Annotated in this window: 16 protein-coding genes; 6 read left to right on the top strand and 10 right to left on the bottom strand. The window is 73.8% G+C overall.

What is annotated here, in order from left to right; genetic code table 11:
• Window positions 1-179: 179 nt before the first annotated feature.
• Together ACFXHB_RS35450 and ACFXHB_RS35445 are read right to left on the bottom strand one after the other, a co-directional pair.
• Window positions 180-632 carry a GNAT family N-acetyltransferase gene (locus ACFXHB_RS35450; RefSeq protein ID WP_380579534.1) on the bottom strand — a complete coding sequence of 151 codons (453 nt, stop codon included), beginning with the start codon at window positions 630-632 and terminating at the stop codon, window positions 180-182.
• 162 nt (window positions 633-794) lie between these two features.
• Window positions 795-1,586, bottom strand: a complete 792-nt coding sequence (locus ACFXHB_RS35445; protein WP_380579532.1) for a VOC family protein — start codon at window positions 1,584-1,586, stop codon at window positions 795-797.
• 156 nt (window positions 1,587-1,742) lie between these two features.
• On the opposite strand from ACFXHB_RS35445, the gene ACFXHB_RS35440 reads away from it, so the two are divergent.
• From ACFXHB_RS35440 to ACFXHB_RS35430, 3 genes are all read left to right on the top strand, one after another.
• Window positions 1,743-3,980 (top strand): ATP-dependent RecD-like DNA helicase, encoded by a 2,238-nt coding sequence (locus tag ACFXHB_RS35440; RefSeq protein WP_380579530.1) that lies wholly within the window; start codon window positions 1,743-1,745, stop codon window positions 3,978-3,980.
• Between the two features lie 224 nt (window positions 3,981-4,204).
• The gene (locus ACFXHB_RS35435) at window positions 4,205-5,494 is read left to right on the top strand and encodes a citrate synthase (RefSeq protein WP_380579528.1); all 1,290 of its coding nucleotides are present in this window, start codon (window positions 4,205-4,207) and stop codon (window positions 5,492-5,494) included.
• 511 nt (window positions 5,495-6,005) lie between these two features.
• Window positions 6,006-6,725, top strand: a complete 720-nt coding sequence (locus tag ACFXHB_RS35430; protein ID WP_380579526.1) for an SDR family NAD(P)-dependent oxidoreductase — start codon at window positions 6,006-6,008, stop codon at window positions 6,723-6,725.
• A 77-nt stretch (window positions 6,726-6,802) separates the two neighbouring features.
• On the opposite strand, the gene ACFXHB_RS35425 is transcribed toward ACFXHB_RS35430, so the two are convergent.
• The 3 genes from ACFXHB_RS35425 to ACFXHB_RS35415 all read right to left on the bottom strand — a co-directional run bounded on the left by ACFXHB_RS35425 (window position 6,803) and on the right by ACFXHB_RS35415 (window position 10,605).
• Window positions 6,803-9,145, bottom strand: coding sequence for a heavy metal translocating P-type ATPase (locus ACFXHB_RS35425; protein WP_380579524.1), 2,343 nt, complete (start codon window positions 9,143-9,145; stop codon window positions 6,803-6,805).
• A gap of 70 nt (window positions 9,146-9,215) precedes the next feature.
• Window positions 9,216-9,434: a heavy-metal-associated domain-containing protein gene (locus ACFXHB_RS35420; protein WP_380579522.1), complete on the bottom strand. Its 219-nt coding sequence runs from the start codon at window positions 9,432-9,434 to the stop codon at window positions 9,216-9,218.
• Window positions 9,435-9,663: 229 nt separating this feature from the next.
• Window positions 9,664-10,605, bottom strand: a complete 942-nt coding sequence (locus ACFXHB_RS35415; RefSeq protein ID WP_380579520.1) for a PrsW family intramembrane metalloprotease — start codon at window positions 10,603-10,605, stop codon at window positions 9,664-9,666.
• Window positions 10,606-10,756: 151 nt separating this feature from the next.
• Between ACFXHB_RS35415 and ACFXHB_RS35410 the strand changes: the two genes are divergently transcribed.
• Window positions 10,757-11,929, top strand: coding sequence for a PP2C family protein-serine/threonine phosphatase (locus tag ACFXHB_RS35410; protein ID WP_380579518.1), 1,173 nt, complete (start codon window positions 10,757-10,759; stop codon window positions 11,927-11,929).
• A gap of 15 nt (window positions 11,930-11,944) precedes the next feature.
• On the opposite strand, the gene dhaL is transcribed toward ACFXHB_RS35410, so the two are convergent.
• Together dhaL and dhaK are read right to left on the bottom strand one after the other, a co-directional pair.
• Complete coding sequence (gene dhaL, locus ACFXHB_RS35405) at window positions 11,945-12,580, bottom strand: dihydroxyacetone kinase subunit DhaL (protein WP_380579516.1); 636 nt, start codon at window positions 12,578-12,580, stop codon at window positions 11,945-11,947.
• A 16-nt stretch (window positions 12,581-12,596) separates the two neighbouring features.
• Window positions 12,597-13,592, bottom strand: coding sequence for a dihydroxyacetone kinase subunit DhaK (dhaK, locus tag ACFXHB_RS35400; RefSeq protein WP_380579514.1), 996 nt, complete (start codon window positions 13,590-13,592; stop codon window positions 12,597-12,599).
• 159 nt (window positions 13,593-13,751) lie between these two features.
• On the opposite strand from dhaK, the gene dhaM reads away from it, so the two are divergent.
• Window positions 13,752-14,144, top strand: a complete 393-nt coding sequence (gene dhaM / locus ACFXHB_RS35395) for a dihydroxyacetone kinase phosphoryl donor subunit DhaM (protein ID WP_380579512.1) — start codon at window positions 13,752-13,754, stop codon at window positions 14,142-14,144.
• 40 nt (window positions 14,145-14,184) lie between these two features.
• On the opposite strand, the gene ACFXHB_RS35390 is transcribed toward dhaM, so the two are convergent.
• The gene (locus ACFXHB_RS35390) at window positions 14,185-15,900 is read right to left on the bottom strand and encodes a bifunctional 3'-5' exonuclease/DNA polymerase (RefSeq protein WP_380579510.1); all 1,716 of its coding nucleotides are present in this window, start codon (window positions 15,898-15,900) and stop codon (window positions 14,185-14,187) included.
• Between the two features lie 169 nt (window positions 15,901-16,069).
• On the opposite strand from ACFXHB_RS35390, the gene ACFXHB_RS35385 reads away from it, so the two are divergent.
• A complete protein-coding gene (locus ACFXHB_RS35385; RefSeq protein ID WP_380579508.1) occupies window positions 16,070-18,094 on the top strand; it encodes a M3 family metallopeptidase in 2,025 nt (674 codons plus the stop codon).
• A 58-nt stretch (window positions 18,095-18,152) separates the two neighbouring features.
• Here the strand turns inward: ACFXHB_RS35385 and ACFXHB_RS35380 are convergent, their stop codons facing one another.
• Window positions 18,153-19,715, bottom strand: coding sequence for a cellulase family glycosylhydrolase (locus ACFXHB_RS35380; protein WP_380579506.1), 1,563 nt, complete (start codon window positions 19,713-19,715; stop codon window positions 18,153-18,155).
• A gap of 74 nt (window positions 19,716-19,789) precedes the next feature.
• A complete protein-coding gene (locus ACFXHB_RS35375; protein WP_380579504.1) occupies window positions 19,790-20,422 on the bottom strand; it encodes a TetR family transcriptional regulator in 633 nt (210 codons plus the stop codon).
• Window positions 20,423-20,456: the final 34 nt, after the last annotated feature.

Raw genomic sequence — 20,456 nt, 5'->3', positions numbered from 1 at the left:
AAGCTAAGCCTCACAGCGCCGATGGTACTGCAGGGGGGACCCTGTGGGAGAGTAGGACGCCGCCGAACAATCATTCCAAAGAACCCCCCGATCCAGACGGATCGAGGGGTTCTTTGCGTTTGTACCGGCGACTGCGGCGGAATGCCGCGGAGCCGCCGGTGGCGGAATCGCGGACGGAATTACAGCGGGAGCTTGAACCCCAGGTGCGAGGGGACGAAGCCGAGACGCTCGTAGAAGCGGTGGGCGTCGGTCCGGGTCACGTCGGAGGTCAGCTGGACGAGGTCGGAGCCGAGCTCGCGGGACCGGTCGATCGCCCACCGGATCAGGTCGGTGCCGAGGCCGGTGCCGCGCTCGTCCGCGTGGATCCGGACCGCCTCGATGATGGTGCGGGTGGAGCCCTTGCGGGAGAGCCCGGGCACGACGGTCAGCTGCAGTGTCCCGACGGTTCGGCCGGCCCGCTCGGCGACGACCAGGTGCTGGTGCGGGTCGGCTTCGATGCGGGCGAAAGCGGCCAGGTAGGGGGTGAGGTCGTCGGGGCTCTCGCGGGCGGCACCCAGGGGGTCGTCGGCGAGCATGGCCACTATCGCCGGCAGGTCGTCGGTGCCGGCGCGTCGGATCGTCAGGTCGGTCATGATCACAGCCTAGGCGGGCCCGTGGGGAGCCCGGGGGCCCTGCCGACGCCTTGTGGCCCCCGCTCCGGCCCTCCCCTGGTGCCACACCGCCGCAGCGGCCGCCAGAGGCCGTCCTGGGCCGCTTGGAGGGCCGCCCGGGGGCTCCGGTCAGGTGATCCGGCGTCACTCACCGGGCAGCGCGCTGGTGATGACGGCGAAGGCCGCGCCGTGCGGGTCCACGAGCTGGGCGAGGCGGCCGACACCGTGCACGTCCGTCGCGGGAAGGCGGATGGTCGCGCCCAGCTGACCGGCCAGGGCGAGCGCGGCGTCCACGTTCGCGACCTCGAAGTAGGGGAGCCAGTGCGAGGTGGTGCCGGCGGCCGTCTGCTCGGGCCCGAGCTGCGTGATCCCGCCGTGCGCGTCGTCGGTGCCGCCGCCGGCCGGGGTGAGGACGGTGTACGTCGCCTCGCCCATCGGGACGTCCTGCTCCTGCCAGTCGAAGGTGGCGCGGTAGAAGGTCTTCGCCGCCTCGGCGTCGACGCTGTAGCACTCGGCCCAGCAGAAGGTGCCCTGTTCGGTGACGGCGTCCAGGCCGCGGGTGTCGTGCGGCTGCCAGACGGCGAAGTCGGCCCCGGTGGGGTCGCGGTAGCCGGCCATCCGGCCGCTGTCGAACACGTCGAACGGGGGGAAGCGGACCGTGCCGCCGGCGGCGTCGACGAGCGCGGTGGTGGAGTCCGCGTCACCGGTGCGGAAGTAGATGGTCCAGCCGGGGTGGGCGCTGTCGTCGGTGAGCGGTCCGAGGGCGGCGACCGTGCGGCCGCCCTGCTGGAAGAAGCCGTAGCCGCCGGCTTCGGGCCCGGCCGCGGCGAAGGTCCACCCGAAGACGGTGCCGTAGAAGGCCTCGGACGCGATGGTGTCGGGGCTGGCGAGGTCGAGCCAATTGGGCGAGCCGGGGGCGAAGTCGGTGCTGAGCATGGTGGCGGTGCTCCTTGGGAGGGCCCGTCGTGGCGGGGCACGGGCGGGGACGGCGCCCCCCGGTTCCCCTCCAGCCTGGCACCAGGACACCCGCTGTCGCACCCGGGCGGTACGGTGCGTAGCGGAACTGCACCCGCACTGATAAAGGGGGGACCGGTGGCCAGGCAGACGCAGGCGGACCAGGCGCCGGTGCCGCGCCAGCTCGCTCAGGTCGAGGGCGTGCTGGAGCGGATCACGTATGCCAACGAGGAGACCGGCTACACGGTCGCCCGGGTGGACACCGGGCGTGGTGCGAACGATCTGCTGACGGTGGTGGGCGCCCTGCTGGGGGCGCAGCCGGGGGAGTCGCTGCGGTTGCACGGGCGGTGGGGTTCGCACCCGCAGTACGGCAAGCAGTTCGTGGTGGAGAACTACACCACGGTGCTGCCCGCGACGATCCAGGGCATCCAGCGCTATCTCGGCTCGGGTCTGATCAAGGGGATCGGGCCGCGGTTCGCGGAGCGGATCGTGGAGCGGTTCGGGGTGGACACCCTGGAGGTGATCGAGAACGAGCCGGGCCGGCTGATCGAGGTGCCGGGGCTGGGGCCGAAGCGCACCAAGAAGATCGCGGCGGCCTGGGAGGAGCAGAAGTCCATCAAGGAGGTGATGGTCTTCCTGCAGGGGGTCGGCGTGTCGACGTCGCTCGCGGTGCGGATCTACAAGCAGTACGGCGACGGCTCGATCGGGGTGGTGAAGAACGAGCCGTACCGGCTGGCGTCGGACGTCTGGGGCATCGGCTTCCTGACGGCGGACCGGATCGCGCAGGCGGTGGGGATTCCGCACGACAGTCCGGAGCGGGTGAAGGCGGGCCTGCAGTACGCGCTGTCGCAGAGCAGCGACCAGGGGCACTGCTATCTGCCGGAGGAGCGGCTGATCGCGGACGGGGTGAAGTTGCTCCAGGTGGACGTGGGGCTGGTGATCGACTGTCTGGCGGAGCTGGTGGCGGCCGAGGGGGTGGTGCGCGAGTCGGTGCCGGGGGAGGGGGGTGAGCCGATCACCGCCGTCTACCTGGTGCCGTTCCACCGGGCGGAGATCTCGCTGGCCAACCAGCTGCTGCGGTTGCTGCGGGCGGAGTCGGACCGGATGCCGTGGTTCGCGGACGTGGACTGGCCGGCGGCGCTGGGGTGGCTGGCGAAGCGGACCGGTGCGGAGCTGGCGCCGGAGCAGGAGCAGTCGGTGCGGTTGGCGCTGACGGAGAAGGTGGCGGTGCTGACGGGCGGTCCGGGCTGCGGCAAGTCGTTCACGGTCAAGTCGATCGTGACGCTGGCGCTGGCGAAGCGGGCGAAGGTCGTCCTGGCGGCGCCGACCGGCCGGGCGGCGAAGCGGTTGGCCGAGCTGACCGGGGTGGAGGCCTCGACGGTGCACCGGCTGTTGGAGCTGCGGCCGGGCGGGGACGCGGCCTATGACCGGGACCGCCCGCTGGACGCCGATCTGGTGGTGGTGGACGAGGCGTCGATGCTGGATCTGATCCTGGCGAACAAGCTGGTCAAGGCGGTGGCGCCGGGGGCGCACCTGCTGTTCGTGGGGGATGTGGACCAGCTGCCGTCGGTGGGGGCCGGCGAGGTGTTGCGGGATCTGCTGGCCGAGGGCGGCCCGGTCCCGTCGGTGCGGTTGACCAGGATCTTCCGGCAGGCCCAGCAGTCGGGGGTGGTGACCAACGCGCACCGGATCAACGAGGGCCTGCCGCCGTTGACGGAGGGCCTGCCGGACTTCTTCCTGTTCGTGGAGGACGACACCGAGCTGGCGGCCGGGCTGACGGTGGACGTGGTGGCACGGCGGATTCCGCAGCGGTTCGGGTTCGACGCGCGCCGGGACGTCCAGGTGCTGGCGCCGATGCACCGGGGGCCGGCGGGCGCGGGGAACCTGAACACGCTGTTGCAGGCGGCGGTGACGCCGGCCCGGGAGGGGCTGGCGGAGCGGCGGTTCGGCGGGCGGACGTTCCGGGTGGGGGACAAGGTAACGCAGATCCGCAACAACTACGACAAGGGTCGCAACGGTGTCTTCAACGGCACCGTGGGAGTGGTGACCTCGTTGAGCGTGGACGACCAGCGGTTGACGGTGGTCACCGACGAGGACGAGGAGGTGCCCTACGACTTCGACGAGTTGGACGAGTTGGCGCACGCGTACGCGGTGACGATCCACCGGTCGCAGGGGAGCGAGTATCCCGTGGTGGTGATTCCGGTCACCACGTCCGCGTGGACGATGCTCCAACGGAACCTGCTGTACACGGCCGTGACCAGGGCCCGGAAACTGGTAGTGCTGGTGGGGTCACGGAAGGCGATCGGGCAGGCCGTTCGCACCGTCAGCGCAGGTAGGAGGCACGCCGCGCTGGACCATCGGCTGGCGACTGGATGATTCTCCAACGGATGGTTGCCTCTATTGTTCTCTTGACGTGAAGAGATTTACGGCAGAGCCTGGGGTGGTGCCGATCTTGTCCGGTTCGTACCGGCTGCGGCGGCAGGTTTTGTAGGGGCGGTCCCTTTCGGGCCACCCCGGGTGCGCGGCTGTCCGCCAGATGGGGGATGGTAGAGACAGTCAGGGCACCTTGGAAGAGGATTCATTTCGTCGGTGAGGAAGACGTGAGCGACAACTCGGTAGTACTGCGGTACCAGGACGGCGAGTACGAGTACCCCGTCGTCGAGAGCACTGCGGGCAACGCCGGCTTCGACATCTCGAAGCTGCTCCCGCAGACCGGCCTGGTCACCCTGGACAACGGCTTCGGTAACACCGCCGCGTACAAGTCCGCGATCACCTTCGTGGACGGCGACAACGGCATCCTGCGGTACCGCGGCTACCCGATCGAGCAGCTCGCCGAGCAGGGCAGCTTCATCGAGACCGCGTACCTCCTGATCAACGGTGAGCTGCCGACGGCGGACCAGCTGTCGGAGTTCAACCGCGAGATCACCCAGCACACCCTGCTGCACGAGGACGTCAAGCGCTTCTACCAGGGCTTCCCGCGGGACGCCCACCCGATGGCGATGCTGTCCTCGGTGGTGGGTGCGCTGTCCACCTTCTACCAGGACAGCCACAACCCGTTCGACGCCGCCCAGCGCCACCTGTCGACGGTTCGCCTGCTGGCGAAGCTCCCGACCATCGCGGCCTACGCGTACAAGAAGTCGGTCGGCCAGCCCTTCGTCTACCCGCGCAACGACCTGAGCTACGTCGAGAACTTCCTGCGGATGACGTTCGCCGTCCCCGCCGAGGACTACGAGCTCGACCCGGTCGTCGTCAACGCGCTCGACAAGCTGCTGATCCTGCACGCGGACCACGAGCAGAACTGCTCGACCTCCACCGTGCGCCTGGTGGGTTCCAGCCACGCCAACCAGTTCGCCTCGATCTCGGCCGGCATCTCGGCGCTCTGGGGCCCGCTGCACGGCGGCGCCAACCAGGCCGTGCTGGAGATGCTGGAGAGCATCCAGAAGGACGGCGGCGACGTCGACGCGTTCATCCGCAAGGTGAAGAACCGCGAGGACGGCGTCAAGCTGATGGGCTTCGGCCACCGCGTGTACAAGGCGTTCGACCCGCGCGCCGCGCAGGTCAAGCTCCTGGCGCACGAGGTGCTCGGCCAGCTCGGCAAGTCCGACGAGCTGCTCGACATCGCGCTGAAGCTGGAGGAGCACGCGCTCCAGGACGACTTCTTCGTCTCGCGCAAGCTCTACCCGAACGTGGACTTCTACACCGGCCTGATCTACCGCGCCATGGGCTTCCCGACCAGCATGTTCACCGTGCTGTTCGCCCTCGGCCGGCTGCCGGGCTGGATCGCCCACTGGCACGAGATGATCAACGACCCGACCAGCCGGATCGGCCGTCCGCGCCAGATCTACACCGGCACCGCGATCCGCGACTACGTGGGCCTCGACGCCCGCTGACGTCGTAGGACCCGTCAAGGGCCCGGCCGCATCGCGCGGCCGGGCCCTTCGTCGTCCCGCGCGAGGGTGGGAGACGTACAGCGCACGACTCCGGGGCGGCCGCAGCCGGGGACGGCCGCTCAAAGCGTCCCTGACCCGCCACACCCCGGCGCCGTGCGCGAAGGCCGCCAACTGTCGGCGACCGACCCGGGGCCCGCCGGAGCCCCGTCGGCGGCAGTGGTGGCCGTGCGGCGACGTGATGCCGTTCGCCACGTCTCCGCCCACCGAAAAACTGCCGCACTACCAACCTAAGACGTATCAGGGTGCGAGAAGTTACGCCCGGGGGGTGTGACCTGCCTCTCGCCACGCTCCGTGTGCGGGTCGTGGCCGGCCCATAGCACACGTTCCGACGGCCGCGACGTCACCCTCCCCGCAGCCACGGCAACCGAGCGTGATAGGAATCGTGGCATTCCGGTACGGACCGTCCCGCACCCTCGCAGCGTGGCGGCGGAACTGGGGAGGGAGTGCGCAGATGGCCAGGAACGTCGTTGTCACCGGCGGTGGCACGGGAATCGGGTACGAAGTGGCACGGCGGTTCGCCGAGGCGGGCGAACAGGTCGTGATCGTCGGCCGTCGGCGGGCGGTGCTCGAACGGGCCGCGGCCGATCTGGGGCCGAACGTCACCCCGCTGGTCCGCGACCTCGCCGATCCCGACGACGTCGAGGCGGTGCTCGGCGAACTGCCGGAGCGCGTCGACGTCCTGGTGAACAACGCGGGCAGCCGGGAGACCGTGATCGGCGGCGGGCCGCACGCCCTGCTGGCCCGCTGGCGCGGCGACTTCGAGCGGAACGTGCTGAGCGTGGTGCTGCTCACCGAGTCCATCCGCGACCGGCTCACCCCGGGGGAGGGCCGGGTGGTCACCGTCAGCTCGATCGCGGCGCTGAACGGGGCCGGCTCGTACGGGGCCGCCAAGGCGTCGCTGCACGCCTGGAACCACTTCCTGGCGGCCCAGCTCGGCACCTCGGGGATCACGGCCAACATCGTCGCCCCGGGCACGGTGGCGGGCACCGAGTTCTTCGGCCCGCGGCTGGACGAGGCCGAGGTGTCCCGCCGGGCGGCCCGCACGCTGCTCGGCCGGATCGGCGAGGCCGGCGAGGTCGCCGCCGCGGTCTGCTTCCTGGCCTCGCCCGAGGCCGGGTTCATCACCGGCGAGATCATGCACTGCAACGGCGGGGAGCTGCTCGGGCGCTGACCGCCGGAGTAACGGCCGAGGGGCCCGCACCGCGTCGCACGCGGTGCGGGCCCCTCGGCGTCGGGGCGGTCGAGGCCTCAGGGCCGGTCCGGGACGGCGGCCCGGAACCGGCGCAGTCGGAGGCTGTTGGTGACCACGAAGACGGAGGAGAAGGCCATCGCGGCGCCCGCGATCATGGGGTTGAGGAGTCCGGCGGCGGCCAGGGGCAGGGCGGCGATGTTGTAGCCGAAGGCCCAGAAGAGGTTGCCCTTGATGGTGGCCAGGGTGCGGCGGGAGAGCCGGACGGCGTCGGCGGCGGCGAGCAGGTCGCCGCGGACGAGGGTGAGGTCGCCGGCCTCGATGGCGGCGTCGGTGCCGGTGCCCATGGCGAGTCCGAGGTCGGCCTGGGCGAGGGCGGCGGCGTCGTTGACGCCGTCGCCGACCACGGCCACGACCCGGCCCTCGGCCTGGAGCCGCCGTACGGTGGCGACCTTGTCCCGCGGCAGTACCTCGGCGATCACGTCCTGCGGCCCGATGCCGACCTCGGCGGCCACCGCCTCGGCGACCAGCCGGTTGTCGCCGGTGAGCAGGACGGGCCGCAGACCCAGCGCGCGCAGGGCGCGGACCGCCTCGGCGCTGGTCGGCTTGACGGCGTCGGCGACCTCCAGCACGGCGCGCGCCGCGCCGTCCCAGCCGACCGCGACGGCGGTCCGCCCGGCCCCCTCGGCGGCGCGCTTGGCCTCGGCGAGCGCCTCCGGCAGGTACTGCGACCAGTCGGCGAGCAGCTGCTCGCGGCCGACCAGGACGGCGTGCCCGTCCACCACGCCCTGGACGCCGAGGCCCGGGACGTTCTCGAAGTCCTCCACGGCGGGCGGTTCGCCCACCCGCTGGGTCGCGGCGGTGGCGACGGCCCGGGCGATCGGGTGCTCGGAGGCGTGTTCCAGGGCGCCGGCCAGGCGCAGGGCCTCGGTCTCGGTGACGCCCTCGGCGGTGTGGACGGCGAGCAGGGTCATCCGGCCGGTGGTGACGGTGCCGGTCTTGTCGAGGACGACGGTGTCCACCCGGCGGGTCGACTCCAGGACCTCCGGGCCCTTGATCAGGATGCCGAGCTGCGCGCCCCGGCCGGTGCCGACCATCAACGCGGTCGGGGTGGCCAGGCCCAGCGCGCACGGGCAGGCGATGATCAGCACCGCGACCGCGGCCGTGAACGCCTCGGTCGGGCTGTCGGAGACCAGCAGCCAGCCGATCAGGGTGCCGAGCGCGATCAGGATGACGACGGGGACGAAGACGGCGGAGATCCGGTCGGCCAGTCGCTGGGCGGCGGCCTTGCCGTTCTGGGCGTCCTCGACCAGCTTGGCCATCCGGGCGAGCTGGGTGTCCGCGCCGACCCGGGTGGCCTCGACGACCAGCCGGCCGCCGGCGTTGACGGTGGCTCCGGTGACGCTGTCGCCGACCGCGACCTCGACCGGGACGGACTCGCCGGTCAGCATCGAGGCGTCCACCGCCGAGGAGCCCTCGACCACGGTGCCGTCGGTGGCGATCTTCTCGCCCGGGCGGACCACGAAGCGCGTCCCGGGGGTCAGCCGGTCCACCGGCAGCCGGATCTCGGAGCCGTCCCGGAGCACCGAGACGTCCTTGGCCCCCAGGTCGAGCAGGGCGTGCAGGGCGGCGCCGGCCCGGCGCTTGGAGCGCGCCTCCAGGTAGCGGCCGAGCAGGATCAGCACGGTGACGGCGGCGGCCGTCTCCAGGTAGAGGGTGGAGGAGGCGTCGGTGTCGCCGATCGACAGCGAGAAGGCGTGCCGCATCCCGGTCATCCCGGCGTGGCCCCAGAACAGGGCCCAGAACGACCAGCCGAAGGCGGCCAGGGTGCCGAGCGAGACCAGGGTGTCCATGGTCGCGGCGCCGTGCTTCAGGTTGGTCCAGGCGGCCCGGTGGAACGGCAGCCCGCCGTAGACGACGACCGGGCCGGTGAGGGCGAAGGCCAGCCACTGCCAGTTGGCGAACTGCAGCGACGGGATCATCGACAGCATGACCACCGGCACGCTGAGCACGGCGCTGATCAGCAGCCGGTCCAGCAGCGGGTCGGCCGCGGGCCGCTCCGGGGCGGCGCCCGGCCCGACCGGCTCGGCGGTCGGTTCGGGGGCCGGGGGTGCGGGCGGTTCGGCGCTGTAGCCGGTGTTCTCGACGGTGGTGATGAGGTCGGCCACGCTCACGCCCGGTCCGAAGTCGATCCGGGCCTTCTCGGTGGCGTAGTTGACCGTGGCCTCGACGCCCTCCATCCGGTTGAGCTTCTTCTCGATCCGGGCCGCGCAGGAGGCGCAGGTCATCCCGCCGATCGACAGCTCGACGCGGTCCCGTACCGCGGCTCCGCCGTCCTGGTCACGCGGGCCGCCTGCGGCGGCCGGGTCCGCGGCGGTGTCGGCCGGGGTGGAGGCGCTCATGCTGATCAGCTCCTTGGGGAGGGTGCGCGGCGGGGGCCGGGGCGAGCGGCCCCCGCCGCGCCGAGGGGGCTCAGACGGACCGGCCGACCAGCTCGTAGCCGGCCTCGTCGACGGCGGCGCGGATCTGGTCGTCGTCGAGCGGGGCCGCGGAGGAGACCGTCACGGTGCCGGCCTTGGCGTCGGCCGCCACCTGGGTGACACCGGCCAGCGCGGTGAGCTCCTTGCTGACCGAGCTCTCGCAGTGGCCGCAGCTCATGCCGGTCACGGTGTAGGTGATGGTGCTGGACATCGGGGCCTCCGGGAGGTCTGTACGGCCGCGGGCCTGCGCCCGGGCTCTCACTCTTGATGACACCATACCCCTGCGGGGTATTCCCCAAAGAAGGGGGCGGTGTGGTGTGGATCGCATCGGGACGCGGTCCGACAGCAGAGCGTATGCGCCTGGACACGCTGCGCCCGAATCCGCGCCGGGGGGCGGGCGGATTCGGGCGCGAAGGGCGGCGCGGGGGCCGGCGGGTCCGCTAGGCGGGGGCCGAAGGGTGCTGGGCCGGGATCGGGGCGGCCCGCTCGCGGCGGACCAGCAGGCGCAGCCAGAGCAGGCCGCCGAGCGACACGGCGATCAGTCCCAGCGCGTCGTAGAGCGTGTAGAGGTGGACCTGCTCGGTGGTCGGGTTCGGCATGTAGCCGAGGTCGAACAGCGCGCGCTGCCAGTCGCTGGTGGTGGTCCGGGCGACCAGCCAGACGGCGATGCCGCTCATGCTGTCCCAGAGCGCGTGCAGCAGCGCGACGCCCAGATAGGTGAGCACGACCGGGAGCGTGCAGCGGAAGTGGCCCCCGCGCCGCTCGCGGAAGAGCACCCCGCCGAGGATGGCGGTCCACAGGATGTGGCCGACCGGCGCCAGTACCCCGCGCAGGATCTCCGTCTCCACCAGGCTCCTCAGCGAGAGGCCCTGGATGCTGAGCACCGCGTTGAACGCGTACCCGGCGCTCTCGAAGGCGGCGAACCCGGCGCCTACGGTGGCGCCCAGGACCAGCCCGTAGCGCGTTCCGCCGACCCGCAGCCGCCGGCAGATCATGATCAGAGCGGCGAGCTTGACGGCCTCCTCGATCAGGCCGACGCCGACGTACATCCAGACCGAGGGGGAGAGCAGGTAGGTCTCCAGGACCGAGGCGCCGAGGACGCCGATGATCCCGCCGATGCCGAAGCAGGCGAAGATGCGGTCCGGGCCCAGGTCGGCGGCGTACCGCTCGTACGCCCAGACCACCACGGTGGCCGGTACGAGGAAGCTGCCGAGCAGCACGATCGTCGGCACCAGGTTGCTGTTGCCGGTGAGGAAGGTGACGGCGACGGTGGCGATCCAGAGCAGTAGGCCGGTCAGGAAGACCCTGAGCCATTGGTCGGACCGTGCCGCCGCGCGCGTCGGCGGGGCGGAGATGCGGGGGGTGTTGCGGTATCCGGACACCGTTGATGGCCTCCCTTGTGTAGCCGCTTTGGTCGCACTGTATGACAAATCGGTCATTTCGGTACCGATTGGCCCAGTGCGGCGGGCGCGGGTCGGCCCACCGGCCCCCGGTGCGGGGGTGGCGGCGCTGGTCGTCCGTTATGTTCGAAAGGTGTTCCCGATCCGCCGAGCCCAGTCGCCCGCGGTCCCCACCGCCACGGGACTGCCGCCGGCGCGGCGGCGTGGCGCGCTGCTGGCGGCCGACCTCCAGGACGTGCCGTTCTGGCGCCGGGCCAGCCCCGCGCTGGTCGCGATCCTGCTGGTCGGGCTCGCCGACCTGCTCTCCGGCAAGGACCGCTACCTCGCGCCGCTGATGACGGTCGTGCCCACCATCGCCGCGCTCACCCTGCGGCCGCTCGAACTGCTGACGGTCTGCCTGCTCGGCCTGTTCACGGTGTTCGGCCTCAGTCACTACGACGAGGTCGACAACGTCAACGACGAGCGCTTCCTCTACGGCGCGATGATCAGCTACCTGCTGCTCACCGTGTTCTCCGCCTGGGTGGCCAAGATCCGCATGCGCCGGGCCGCCGCGTTCGCGGCCGTCAGCTCCGTCGCGGAGGCCGCCCAGCGGGCGCTGCTGCGGCTGCCGGGGCCGGTGGTCGGCCCGCTGCACCTCGCGGTGCGGTACGTGTCGGCCGCCGACGCCTCCCGGATCGGAGGGGACCTCTATTCGGTGCTGGAGACCCCGCACGGCACCCGCGTGGCGGTCGGGGACGTCCGGGGCAAGGGGCTCGGCGCGGTGCAGACCGCCGCCGTGGTGCTCGGGTCCTTCCGCGAGGCCGCCTACGACGAGGCCGGGCTGCGCGGGGTCGCGGCCCGGATCGAGGCCAGTGTCGAGCGGCACGCCCCCGACGGTGAGTTCACCACCGCGCTGTTCGCCGAGTTCCGCACCCCGGGGGTGATGGAGCTGCTGCAGTACGGGCACGTCCCGCCGATCCGGGTGGACCAGGGCGGCGGGGCGCACGTGCTGAACGCGCCCGACCCCTGGGTGCCGCTCGGCCTGGGGCGGCTGGCGGTCGGGGAGCCGGCCAGCTGGGACCAGCCGTTCGGCCCCGAGGACGTGCTGGTGCTCTGCACCGACGGCGTGATCGAGGCCCGGCACCGCGCGAACGGCGACTTCTATCCGCTGGCGGAGCGGGTCGGCCCACTGGTCCGGGGCGCGGCCCGCTCCGCGGCGGAGCTGGAGGCGGCGGTCGGCCGGGTCTACGCCGACCTGCTGGAGCACACCGGCGGGGAGCTGCGGGACGACGCGCTGCTGCTGCTGATCACCCGGACGGACCAGTAGGGCGGGAGGGCCGGTCTAGCCCCGCGCTTCGGCGGTCACCTCCGCGAGGGCGCGGAAGAGCAGGGCGGTGGAGGTGGCGCCCGGGTCCTGGTGGCCGACGCTGCGCGGGCCGAGGTAGGAGGCGCGGCCCTTGCGCGCCTGGAGCGGCACCGTCGCCAGCGCACCCTGCTCGGCGGCGTCCGCCGCGGCCCCGGCGGCCCGCGGCAGGTCGGCGCCCGCCGCCACCGCCTCGCGGTACGCGGCCAGGGCCGGCGCCCAGGCGTCCAGGATGGTCTTGTCGCCCGGCTCGGCCTTGCCGAGGGCCTGGACCGCCCGCAGCCCCTCGGCCAGCGCCTCGCCGAACGCGGCCGGGCCGGCCGGTCCGGGCAGGGCGGCGCCCAGGGCGCGGAAGGCCTTCCCGTACAGCGGGCCGGAGGCCCCGCCGACCTTGGAGATCAGCGTGCCGCCGACCTTGGTCAGCACCGCCCCGGGGCTGTCGGGGGCGAGCGCGTCCAGCGCGGTGAGCACGGCGGTGAAGCCGCGCCGCAGGTTGCTGCCGTGGTCGCCGTCCCCGATCGCGGAGTCCAGCTCGGTGAGCCGCCCCTGTTCCTTCTCGACCGCGACCGCGATCGCGCGTACCCAGGCCTCGGCCAGCGCGGTGTCGAACTCCATGACCGTTCCTCCTCCGTCAGGCCCGCTTGAGCGCGGGGGTGTCCACCGGGGCGTCCCAGAGGTCCAGCAGCCGGGCGTCGGCCTTGGTCAGGGTGAGCGAGAAGCCCGCCATGTCCAGGCTGGTCACGTAGTTCCCGACCAGATTGCGGGCCACCGTGATGCCGCGCTCGGCCAACCGGGCGCTGACCTCGCCGTAGACGATGTACAGCTCCAGCAGGGGGGTGGCGCCGAGGCCGTTCAGCAGGGCGATCACCTCGTCGCCGGCGGTCAGCCGGTGGTCGGCGAGCACGGTCTCCACCACCTCGGCGGCGAGCTCGCGGGCCGGGCGGAGCTTCTCGCGGCGGCGGCCGGGCTCGCCGTGGATGCCGACGCCGACCTCGATCTCGTCCTCCGGCAGGTCGAAACCGGGCTTGCCGGCGGCCGGGGTGGTCGCGGCGGTCAGCGCGATCGCGAACGACCGGGAGGCGGCGTTGACCTCCGCGCCCACGGCGGCCACCTCGTCCAGCCCGGCGCCGCGTTCGGCCAGCGCGCCGGCGATCTTCTCCACCAGCACGGTCGCGCCGGTGCCCCGCCGGCCGGCCGTCCAGGTCGAGTCCTCGACCGCGACATCGTCGTCGACGAGCACGGTGCGGACCTCGATGCCCTCCTCGGCGGCCAGTTCGGCGGCGAGCTCGAAGTTCATCACGTCGCCGGTGTAGTTCTTCACGACGAAGACCACCCCGGCGCCGGAGTCCACGGCCTTGGCGGCGGCCAGCATCTGGTCCGGTACGGGGGAGGTGAACACCTCGCCGGGACAGGCGGCGTCCAGCATGCCCGGGCCGACGAAACCGCCGTGCAGCGGCTCGTGGCCGGAGCCGCCGCCGGACACCAGCGCGACCTTCGACGCGCCCGGGCGGACCGCGCGGGTGATCACCCGGTTCGCGACATCCACCGTCAACTCCGGGTGGGCGGCGGCGACTCCGGCCAAGGCGTCCTCCAGGACGCTCTCCGGGGTATTGATCAGCTTCTTCACGGCGCTTCGCTCCCTCGGCAGACGGTGCTGACCCGACGCTACGCCAGACGGGGGTGGCCGGCACGGGGCGCGACACGCCCGCGGGCGGGACGCGGGACGACACGCGGGGCCGGGCGGCCCACTCCCGCGCGGCCCCGGAGCGGTCGTAGGGTCGGCGGTATGAGCGACTACGTGGGCATCGTCCTGGTCTCGCACAGCGCGCGGCTCGCCGCCGGGCTGCGGGAGTTGCTGGCGGAACTCGCCTCGGACGCGGTACGGGTGGTGGTGGCGGCCGGCACCGAGGACGGCGGGCTCGGGACGAGCTACGACCTGATCGCCCGGGCCGTCGCGGAGGCGGACGGCGGGGCGGGCGCGGTGGTCCTGGCGGACCTCGGCAGCTCGGTGCTGACCGCCGTCGCGCTGCTGGAGGACGAGCCGCGCCCCGGGGTGGTGCTGGTGGACGCGCCGTTCGTGGAGGGCGCGGTCGCGGCCGCGGTGACGGCGTCCACCGGGGCGGCCGTCACCGAGGTGGCCGCGGCCGCCGAGGACGCCCGGGCGTTCCGCAAGCTGTAGCCGGTGGCAGCCGCGGCGCCCCGTCCGGGCCCGGCGGCGGCTACTTGGCGTCGGCGTAGCAGTCCACCACGGCGGTGGTGAGCGGGAACCGGACCGGAGTGTCCCCGAACACCAGCCGGCGGGCCTCGTCGGCCGCCTCGGCGACGGCGGCGGCCACCTGGTCCGCCAGGTTCGCCGGGGTGTGCACCACCACCTCGTCGTGCTGGAAGAACACCAGGTGCGGCCGGTCGGCCGGGTCGGTGGCGGGCAGCGCGCCCAGCCGCCGGCGCAGCGCCGCGAGCAGGGCGAGCGCCCAGTCCGCCGCACTGGCCTGGATCACGAAGTTGCGGGTGAAGCGGCCCCGGGCGCGCGCCGAGCGGCCGCCGGCGTCCCCCGCCGTCTCCGGAGCCTCGGTGAGGTCGAGCCAGTCGGCGGAGGGCGGCGGGCAGACCCGGCCCAGCCGGGAGGCGACCACGCCGCCGTCCTCGCCGGTCCGGGCGGCCGCCTCGACGTAGCCCATGGCGGCCGGGTAGCGGCGGCGCAGGGTGGCGAGGAGCGGGCCGATGTCCCCGCCGGTCTGGCCGTACATGGCGCCGAGCAGGCCGAGTTTGGCCTTGTCGCGGTCCCCCTGGAACGCGGAGGCGGCCAGCGCCTCGTACAGGTCGCCGGCGGCGGCGGTGCGGGCCAGCGCGGCGTCCTGGGAGAGCGCGGCCAGCACCCGCGGCTCCAACTGGGCGGCGTCGGCGACCACGAGCAGCCACCCGGGGTCGGCGACGACGGCGCGGCGCAGGATGCGCGGGATCTGCAGCGCGCCGCCGCCCCGGCTGGCCCAGCGGCCGGAGACCACACCGCCGACCACGTACTCGGGGCGGAACCGGCCGGCGCGGGCCCAGGCGTCCTGCCAGGCCCAGCCGTGCGCGGCGTGGATCCGGGCGAGCTCCTTGTAGCGGACCATCAGCGCGGCGGCCGGGTGGTCCACCGCCTTCAGCTCCCAGGACCGGGTGGAGCCGAGCTGGACGCCCCGGTCGGCGAAGGCGCGCAGCACCTGGCTGTGCGAGTCGGGGTTGAACGGCCGGCCGCCGAGGGCGTCCTGGAGCTCGACGGACAGCTCGGCGAGCCGCCTGGGCTGGGTACCGGGAACGGTCGGACGGGGGCCGAGCAGCTCGGTGAGCAGCCGGTCGTGGATGTCGGTGCGCCAGGGCAGGCCGTCGTGGGCCATCTCGGCGGCCACCAGCGCGCCGGCCGACTCGGCGGCGACCAGCAGCCGGAACCGGGAGCGGGCGCCCGGGTCGGTGATCGCGGCGAGCCGGCGCTGCTGCTCGGCGTGCACGGCTGCCACGGCGGCCAGGGCGTCGGCCCCGGGCGGCAGTTGGAGCCGGTCGGGGGCGAACAGGGTGTCCTGGCCGTCCCCGGCCTCCGCGCCGCCGGGCTCCGGCAGGTCGGCCGGGACGGGCAGCCCGCTCAACCGGGCCCAGGCGGCGCCGAGCGAGCGGGGCGCGCCGAACCGGCCCTCCTGTCCCAGCAGCAGGGCCTCGACCAGCCGCAGGTCGTGGCAGCGGGCGAGCCGCTCGGGCAGCCGGGGGAGCAGGGGCGCGTAGGCGCTGTCGGTGGCCGCCCAGACCCAGCGGGGGTGTTCGGCGGCCTCCCGCTCGGCGACGGCGGCCGCGAGGTCCGCCACGGCGGTGGGCGGGCCGAGCGGCGCGCCGTCGTCGTCGAGGGACTGCAACCGCCCACCCGGGCCGTGCGGGTCGGGGACGAGGGCGATCCGGGGTGCCACCGGGGGCTCCTCCTCTCGTGCGTACGGGCTGCGGACCTCGACCGTAACCGGTGGGTACGACAACCGGCGTAGGCGCGCGTACCGGCGGGTGCGCCGCTGTCCGGGCCGTGCGCCACCCGCCCGGCCGGGGGCGTTCGCCGGGCCGTTGCCACGGCGTAGGGTCGGCGAAATGACCGAGAACCCGTTCTTCAGGCCCAGCACCCTGGTCTACGAACTGCCCCCCTTCGCCGAGATCCGGGAAGAGCACTACCTGCCCGCGTTCGAGCGCGGGATGGCCGAGCAGCTCGCCGAGATCGCCGAGATCGCCGCCAACCCGGAGCCGCCGAGCTTCGACAACACCCTGATCGCGCTGGAGCGCTCGGGCGCGCTGCTGAAGCGGGTCGGCGCGGTCTTCGACAACCAGGTCTCCTCGGACACCACGCCCGGCGTGGACGGCGTGGACGCCGAGATCAGCCCGCGGCTGGCGGCGCACCGGGACGCGATCCACCTGGACGCCGCGCTGTTCGCCCGGATCGAGGAGCTGTACGGGCGGCGGTCCGGGCTCGGCCTGGACGACGAGTCGCTGCGCCTGCTGGAACGGCGGCACACCGCCTTCGTCCGGGCCGGTGCCCGGCTCGGCGCCGCCGATCAGCGGCGGCTGCGCGAGCTGAACGCCGAACTGGCCGCCGGCGCGTCGGCGTTCCGTCGCCACGTGTCGGCGGACTCGAAGGCGCGGGCGCTGGTGCTGGACTCCGCGGCGGAGCTGGCCGGGCTCTCGCCGGACGCGATCGCCGGCGCGGCCGAGAACGCCCGGGCGCTCGGGCACGACGGCAAGTACGTGCTGAGCCTGAAGAACTTCTCCAACCAGACCGAGCTGGCCTTCCTCACCGACCGCTCGGTGCGCGAGCGCCTGTTGGCGGCCTCGCTGGGCCGCGCGGCGCGGACCAACGGCCCGCTGGCGATCCGGATGTCCGCGCTGCGCGCCGAGCGGGCCCGGCTGCTCGGGTACGACACGCACGCGGCCTACGTGGTGGCGGACGAGACGGCCGGCACGGTCGAGGCGGTCGACGCGCTGCTGGCCCGGTTGGTGCCGCCGGCGGTGGCCAACGCGCGGCGGGAGGCGGTGGAGCTGGCCGGGGCGGCGGCCGCCGACGGGATCGAGGAGATCGCCGCGCACGACTGGGCGTACTACGCGGAACTGGTCCGGCAGTCCTCGTACCGGGTGGACGCGGCGGCGCTGCGTCCCTGGTTCGAGCTGGAGCGGGTGCTGCGCGACGGCGTCTTCTTCGCCGCCAACCTGGCGTACGGGGTGACCTTCACCGAGCGTCCGGACCTCACCGCGTACCACCCGGACGTGCGGGTCTTCGAGGTGTTCGAGGAGGACGGCGGTTCGCTCGGCCTGTTCCTGGGGGACTTCCACGCCCGCGCGTCCAAGCGCGGCGGCGCGTGGATGGACGAACTGGTCACCCAGTCGCGGTTGCTGGGCCGGCGCCCGGTGGTGATGAACAACCTGAACGTGCCCCGCCCGGCGCCGGGCGAGCCGGTGCTGCTCTCCTGGGACGAGGTGCGCACGCTGTTCCACGAGTTCGGCCACGCGCTGCACGGGCTCTTCTCCGACGTGCGCTACCCGTACTTCGCCGGGACGGACGTGCCGCGGGACTTCGTGGAGTTCCCCTCGCAGGTCAACGAGATGTGGATGGTCCGGCCCGAGGTGCTGGCCAACTACGCCAAGCACCATGTGACCGGCGAGCCGCTGCCGGCCGAACTGGTCGGGCGGATGGCGGCGGCGGAGGCCTTCGGACAGGGTCACCGGACCGTCGAGTACCTGGCGGCGACGCTGCTCGACCTGGCCTGGCACACCGTGCCGCCGGGCCAGGAGATCGCGGACGCCGAGGAGTTCGAGGCGCGGGCGCTGGCGAAGGCCGGGATCGCGGTGGCGGCGATCCCGCCGCGCTACCGGACGGCGTACTTCTCGCACATCTTCGCCGGCGGGTACAGCGCGGGCTACTACGCGTACATCTGGTCCGAGGTGCTGGACGCCGAGACGGTGGACTGGTTCGCGGAGAACGGCCGGAGCGTGCGGGAGAGCGGCGAGGTGTTCCGCCGCGAGCTGCTGTCGCGCGGGGACAGCCGGGACCCGCTGGACTCCTTCCGAGCGGTGGTCGGGCGCGACCCGCGGACCGGTCCGCTGCTGGCCCGCCGCGGTCTGGCGTAGCGGGGGCCCGCCCCCGCCGGGCCCGGTGGCGGGCTCCGGCGGGGCGCGGCACCGGGCCTCAGCGGGGGGTGAGGGTCACCGTGACCGGGGTGCCCGGGCGGCTGTGCGGCAGGCGGATCCGGGCGGTGCCGGCCCGGCCGTCGGCCGGCTGGTCGAGCTCGACCCGGGCGCCCGCCGGGGTGACGGCGATCCGCGCGCCGGCGGGGAACGCCGTGGCGGGCAACACCAGTTCGGTGCTCCGGTCGGTGCCGTCGGCGGACCACCGCACGAGGTGGCCGCCCGGGGCCGGGCCGGTGCGCACGGCCGTCCCGGCGACCGACACCGGGTAGGGGCCGAAGGCCGGTTCGGCGCCGGGGGCGGGCCGGCCGGCCGGGTCGAGCGCGCAGTAGCCGCCGTCGCCCCGGCACCAGTACCACATCGCCCAGCCGGCGGCGAAGCCGTCCATGGCGGCGACCTGACGGCGGACCAGCTGGGTGTTGCCCGGGGTCCGCGCGTTCGGCGGGCCCCACTCGCCGACCAGGACCGGCAGGTGGTGGGCGGCGGGGTAGGCGGTGATCGCGGCGGTGTAGTTCTCGACGAAGCCGCCGGCCGGGTCCCAGTCGGCGCCGTTCTCGACGGCGGTGTCGTAGAAGTGCGGCGCGTAGCCGAGCCGGGACGCGCCGGGGCGCGGGTCGGTGAAGCCGGGCAGCCGGGTGGGCACGCCCTGGCCGACCAGCACGGTCGGCTCCACGAACAGCCAGGCGCGGGAGTCCACCCGGCGCACGGCCCGGATCAGCCGGCGGTACATGTCGGCGAGGCGGCCCTGTTCGAGGGCGGCGGAGGCGGCGGCGAGCACGGCCGGGTCGGTCGGGTCGCCGTCCACCGGTCCGAACGGCTCGTTGAACAGGTCGTAGCCCAGGAGCGAGGGGTGGTCGCGCAGTTGGCGGGCCAGCCGGGTGTAGAAGTCGGCCTGCCAGGCGCGCAGGTCCGGGTCGTCGTAGAGGTGGCGGAAGGCCGCCTGGACGGCGGGCTGGAAGTAGCCGGCGAACCAGTCGTCCGGGTCCGGGGTGAACGGCAGGCCGTCGTCGCGGGTGGCCCAGAGCGGGATGCCGCGGTCGCCGCCGCCGTACTTCGGCCCGTAGACGTCCTGGTGGAAGTCGACCAGGGCCAGTACCCGGTGGCGGTCGGCCCGGTCGAGCACCTGGTTCAGGCGGCGCAGTTCGGCCGGGTCGAGGTGGCCTCGGGTGGGCTCCAGCCTGGTCCAGGAGACGGCCACCCGGATCAGTGTGAAGCCCTGGGCGGCCAGCGACGCGATGTCCTGCTCGGTGGTCTCGGCGTACTTGTCGAGGTTGAAGCCGCGGAGCCGGAGCCGGCGGCCGGTGGCGTCGGTGAGGTCGGTGGTGCCGTCCGGGGCGGTGGCGGTGGCGGTGGGGAACCCGGCCCGGGCGGTCCGGCCGCGGTCGTGGCTGCTGTCCTCGGCGCTGTCCTCGGTGCCGGCCGGGGTGCGGGGCACGGCGCTGTTCGGGGCCTGGACCCCGGGGCGGTCCGGGCGCGCTGACGCCGTCGCGGACGCGGAGGTCGGGGCGGTCAGGGCGGCGGTGGTGGCGAGCAGGAGGGCAACGGCGGTGCGGCGCAGGCGCATCGGGACCTCGCGGGATCTCGCGGAGCGGGGGTGGGGCCCGATGATGCCCGGATCGCCGTGTACCGCACAAGGGTTCAGGCCGGCGGTAGGTCCGTGGCGGGGGCGGGCAGGGCGGCGGTCGGCAGGTCGGCGGCGGCCGCCAGCCGGCCCCAGAGCAGGTCGGCGAGCGCCTGTACCATCCGGGTGCGCGAGCAGGGTCTGGATTCCAGCCACCAGTCCCCGGCCGCCAGCACCATGCCGGTGATGCCCCGGCCCCAGGCCTCGGCGAGGAGTTCACGGTCGGCCCCGAGGTCGACCTGGGTCTGGACGGCCCGGGTGATCTCCTCGGCGATCTGGCGCAGCGCCGGGGCGAGCGCGTTGCCGACCCCGGACGGGTCGCCCGGCTCGGGGTGGGTCAGCAGCCGGTAGACCTGCGGACGGGCCTCGATGCCGGCGAGGTAGGTGTCCAGCACGTGCTCGACGCGGTCGCGGCGCTCCAGCGGTTCGCTCAGCGCGGCCCGCACGGCGGCCAGCAGCCCGCTGGTGTGGCGCTCGGTCAGCGCCCGGATCAGGCCGGTCCGGTCGCCGAAGTGGCGGTACAGGATCGGCTTGGTGATCCCGGCCTCGGCGGCGATGGCGTTCATGCTGGCGCCCGGGCCCTCCCGCTGGACCACCCGGTCGGCGGCGTTGAGCAGCTGCTCCCGGCGGGGTTCGTCGGCGGGCGGCATGAGGGCTCCTGGCGGGTCTGGCCGACGGGGTTCC

Source organism: Kitasatospora sp. NPDC059327 (assembly GCF_042752535.1).
Taxonomy (GTDB): domain Bacteria; phylum Actinomycetota; class Actinomycetes; order Streptomycetales; family Streptomycetaceae; genus Kitasatospora.
The sequence above is the reverse complement of the archived record's forward strand: the minus strand, read 5'-3'. Positions and strand labels throughout refer to the sequence as shown.

Coding starts and splice junctions, on each gene's coding strand:
- ACFXHB_RS35450 (WP_380579534.1), bottom strand. CDS start 632: ATGACCGACCTGACGATCCGACGCGCCGGCACCGACGACCTGCCGGCG.
- ACFXHB_RS35445 (WP_380579532.1), bottom strand. CDS start 1,586: ATGCTCAGCACCGACTTCGCCCCCGGCTCGCCCAATTGGCTCGACCTC.
- ACFXHB_RS35430 (WP_380579526.1), top strand. CDS start 6,006: ATGGCCAGGAACGTCGTTGTCACCGGCGGTGGCACGGGAATCGGGTAC.
- ACFXHB_RS35425 (WP_380579524.1), bottom strand. CDS start 9,145: ATGAGCGCCTCCACCCCGGCCGACACCGCCGCGGACCCGGCCGCCGCA.
- ACFXHB_RS35420 (WP_380579522.1), bottom strand. CDS start 9,434: ATGTCCAGCACCATCACCTACACCGTGACCGGCATGAGCTGCGGCCAC.
- dhaL (WP_380579516.1), bottom strand. CDS start 12,580: ATGGAGTTCGACACCGCGCTGGCCGAGGCCTGGGTACGCGCGATCGCG.
- dhaM (WP_380579512.1), top strand. CDS start 13,752: ATGAGCGACTACGTGGGCATCGTCCTGGTCTCGCACAGCGCGCGGCTC.
- ACFXHB_RS35385 (WP_380579508.1), top strand. CDS start 16,070: ATGACCGAGAACCCGTTCTTCAGGCCCAGCACCCTGGTCTACGAACTG.
- ACFXHB_RS35380 (WP_380579506.1), bottom strand. CDS start 19,715: ATGCGCCTGCGCCGCACCGCCGTTGCCCTCCTGCTCGCCACCACCGCC.
- ACFXHB_RS35375 (WP_380579504.1), bottom strand. CDS start 20,422: ATGCCGCCCGCCGACGAACCCCGCCGGGAGCAGCTGCTCAACGCCGCC.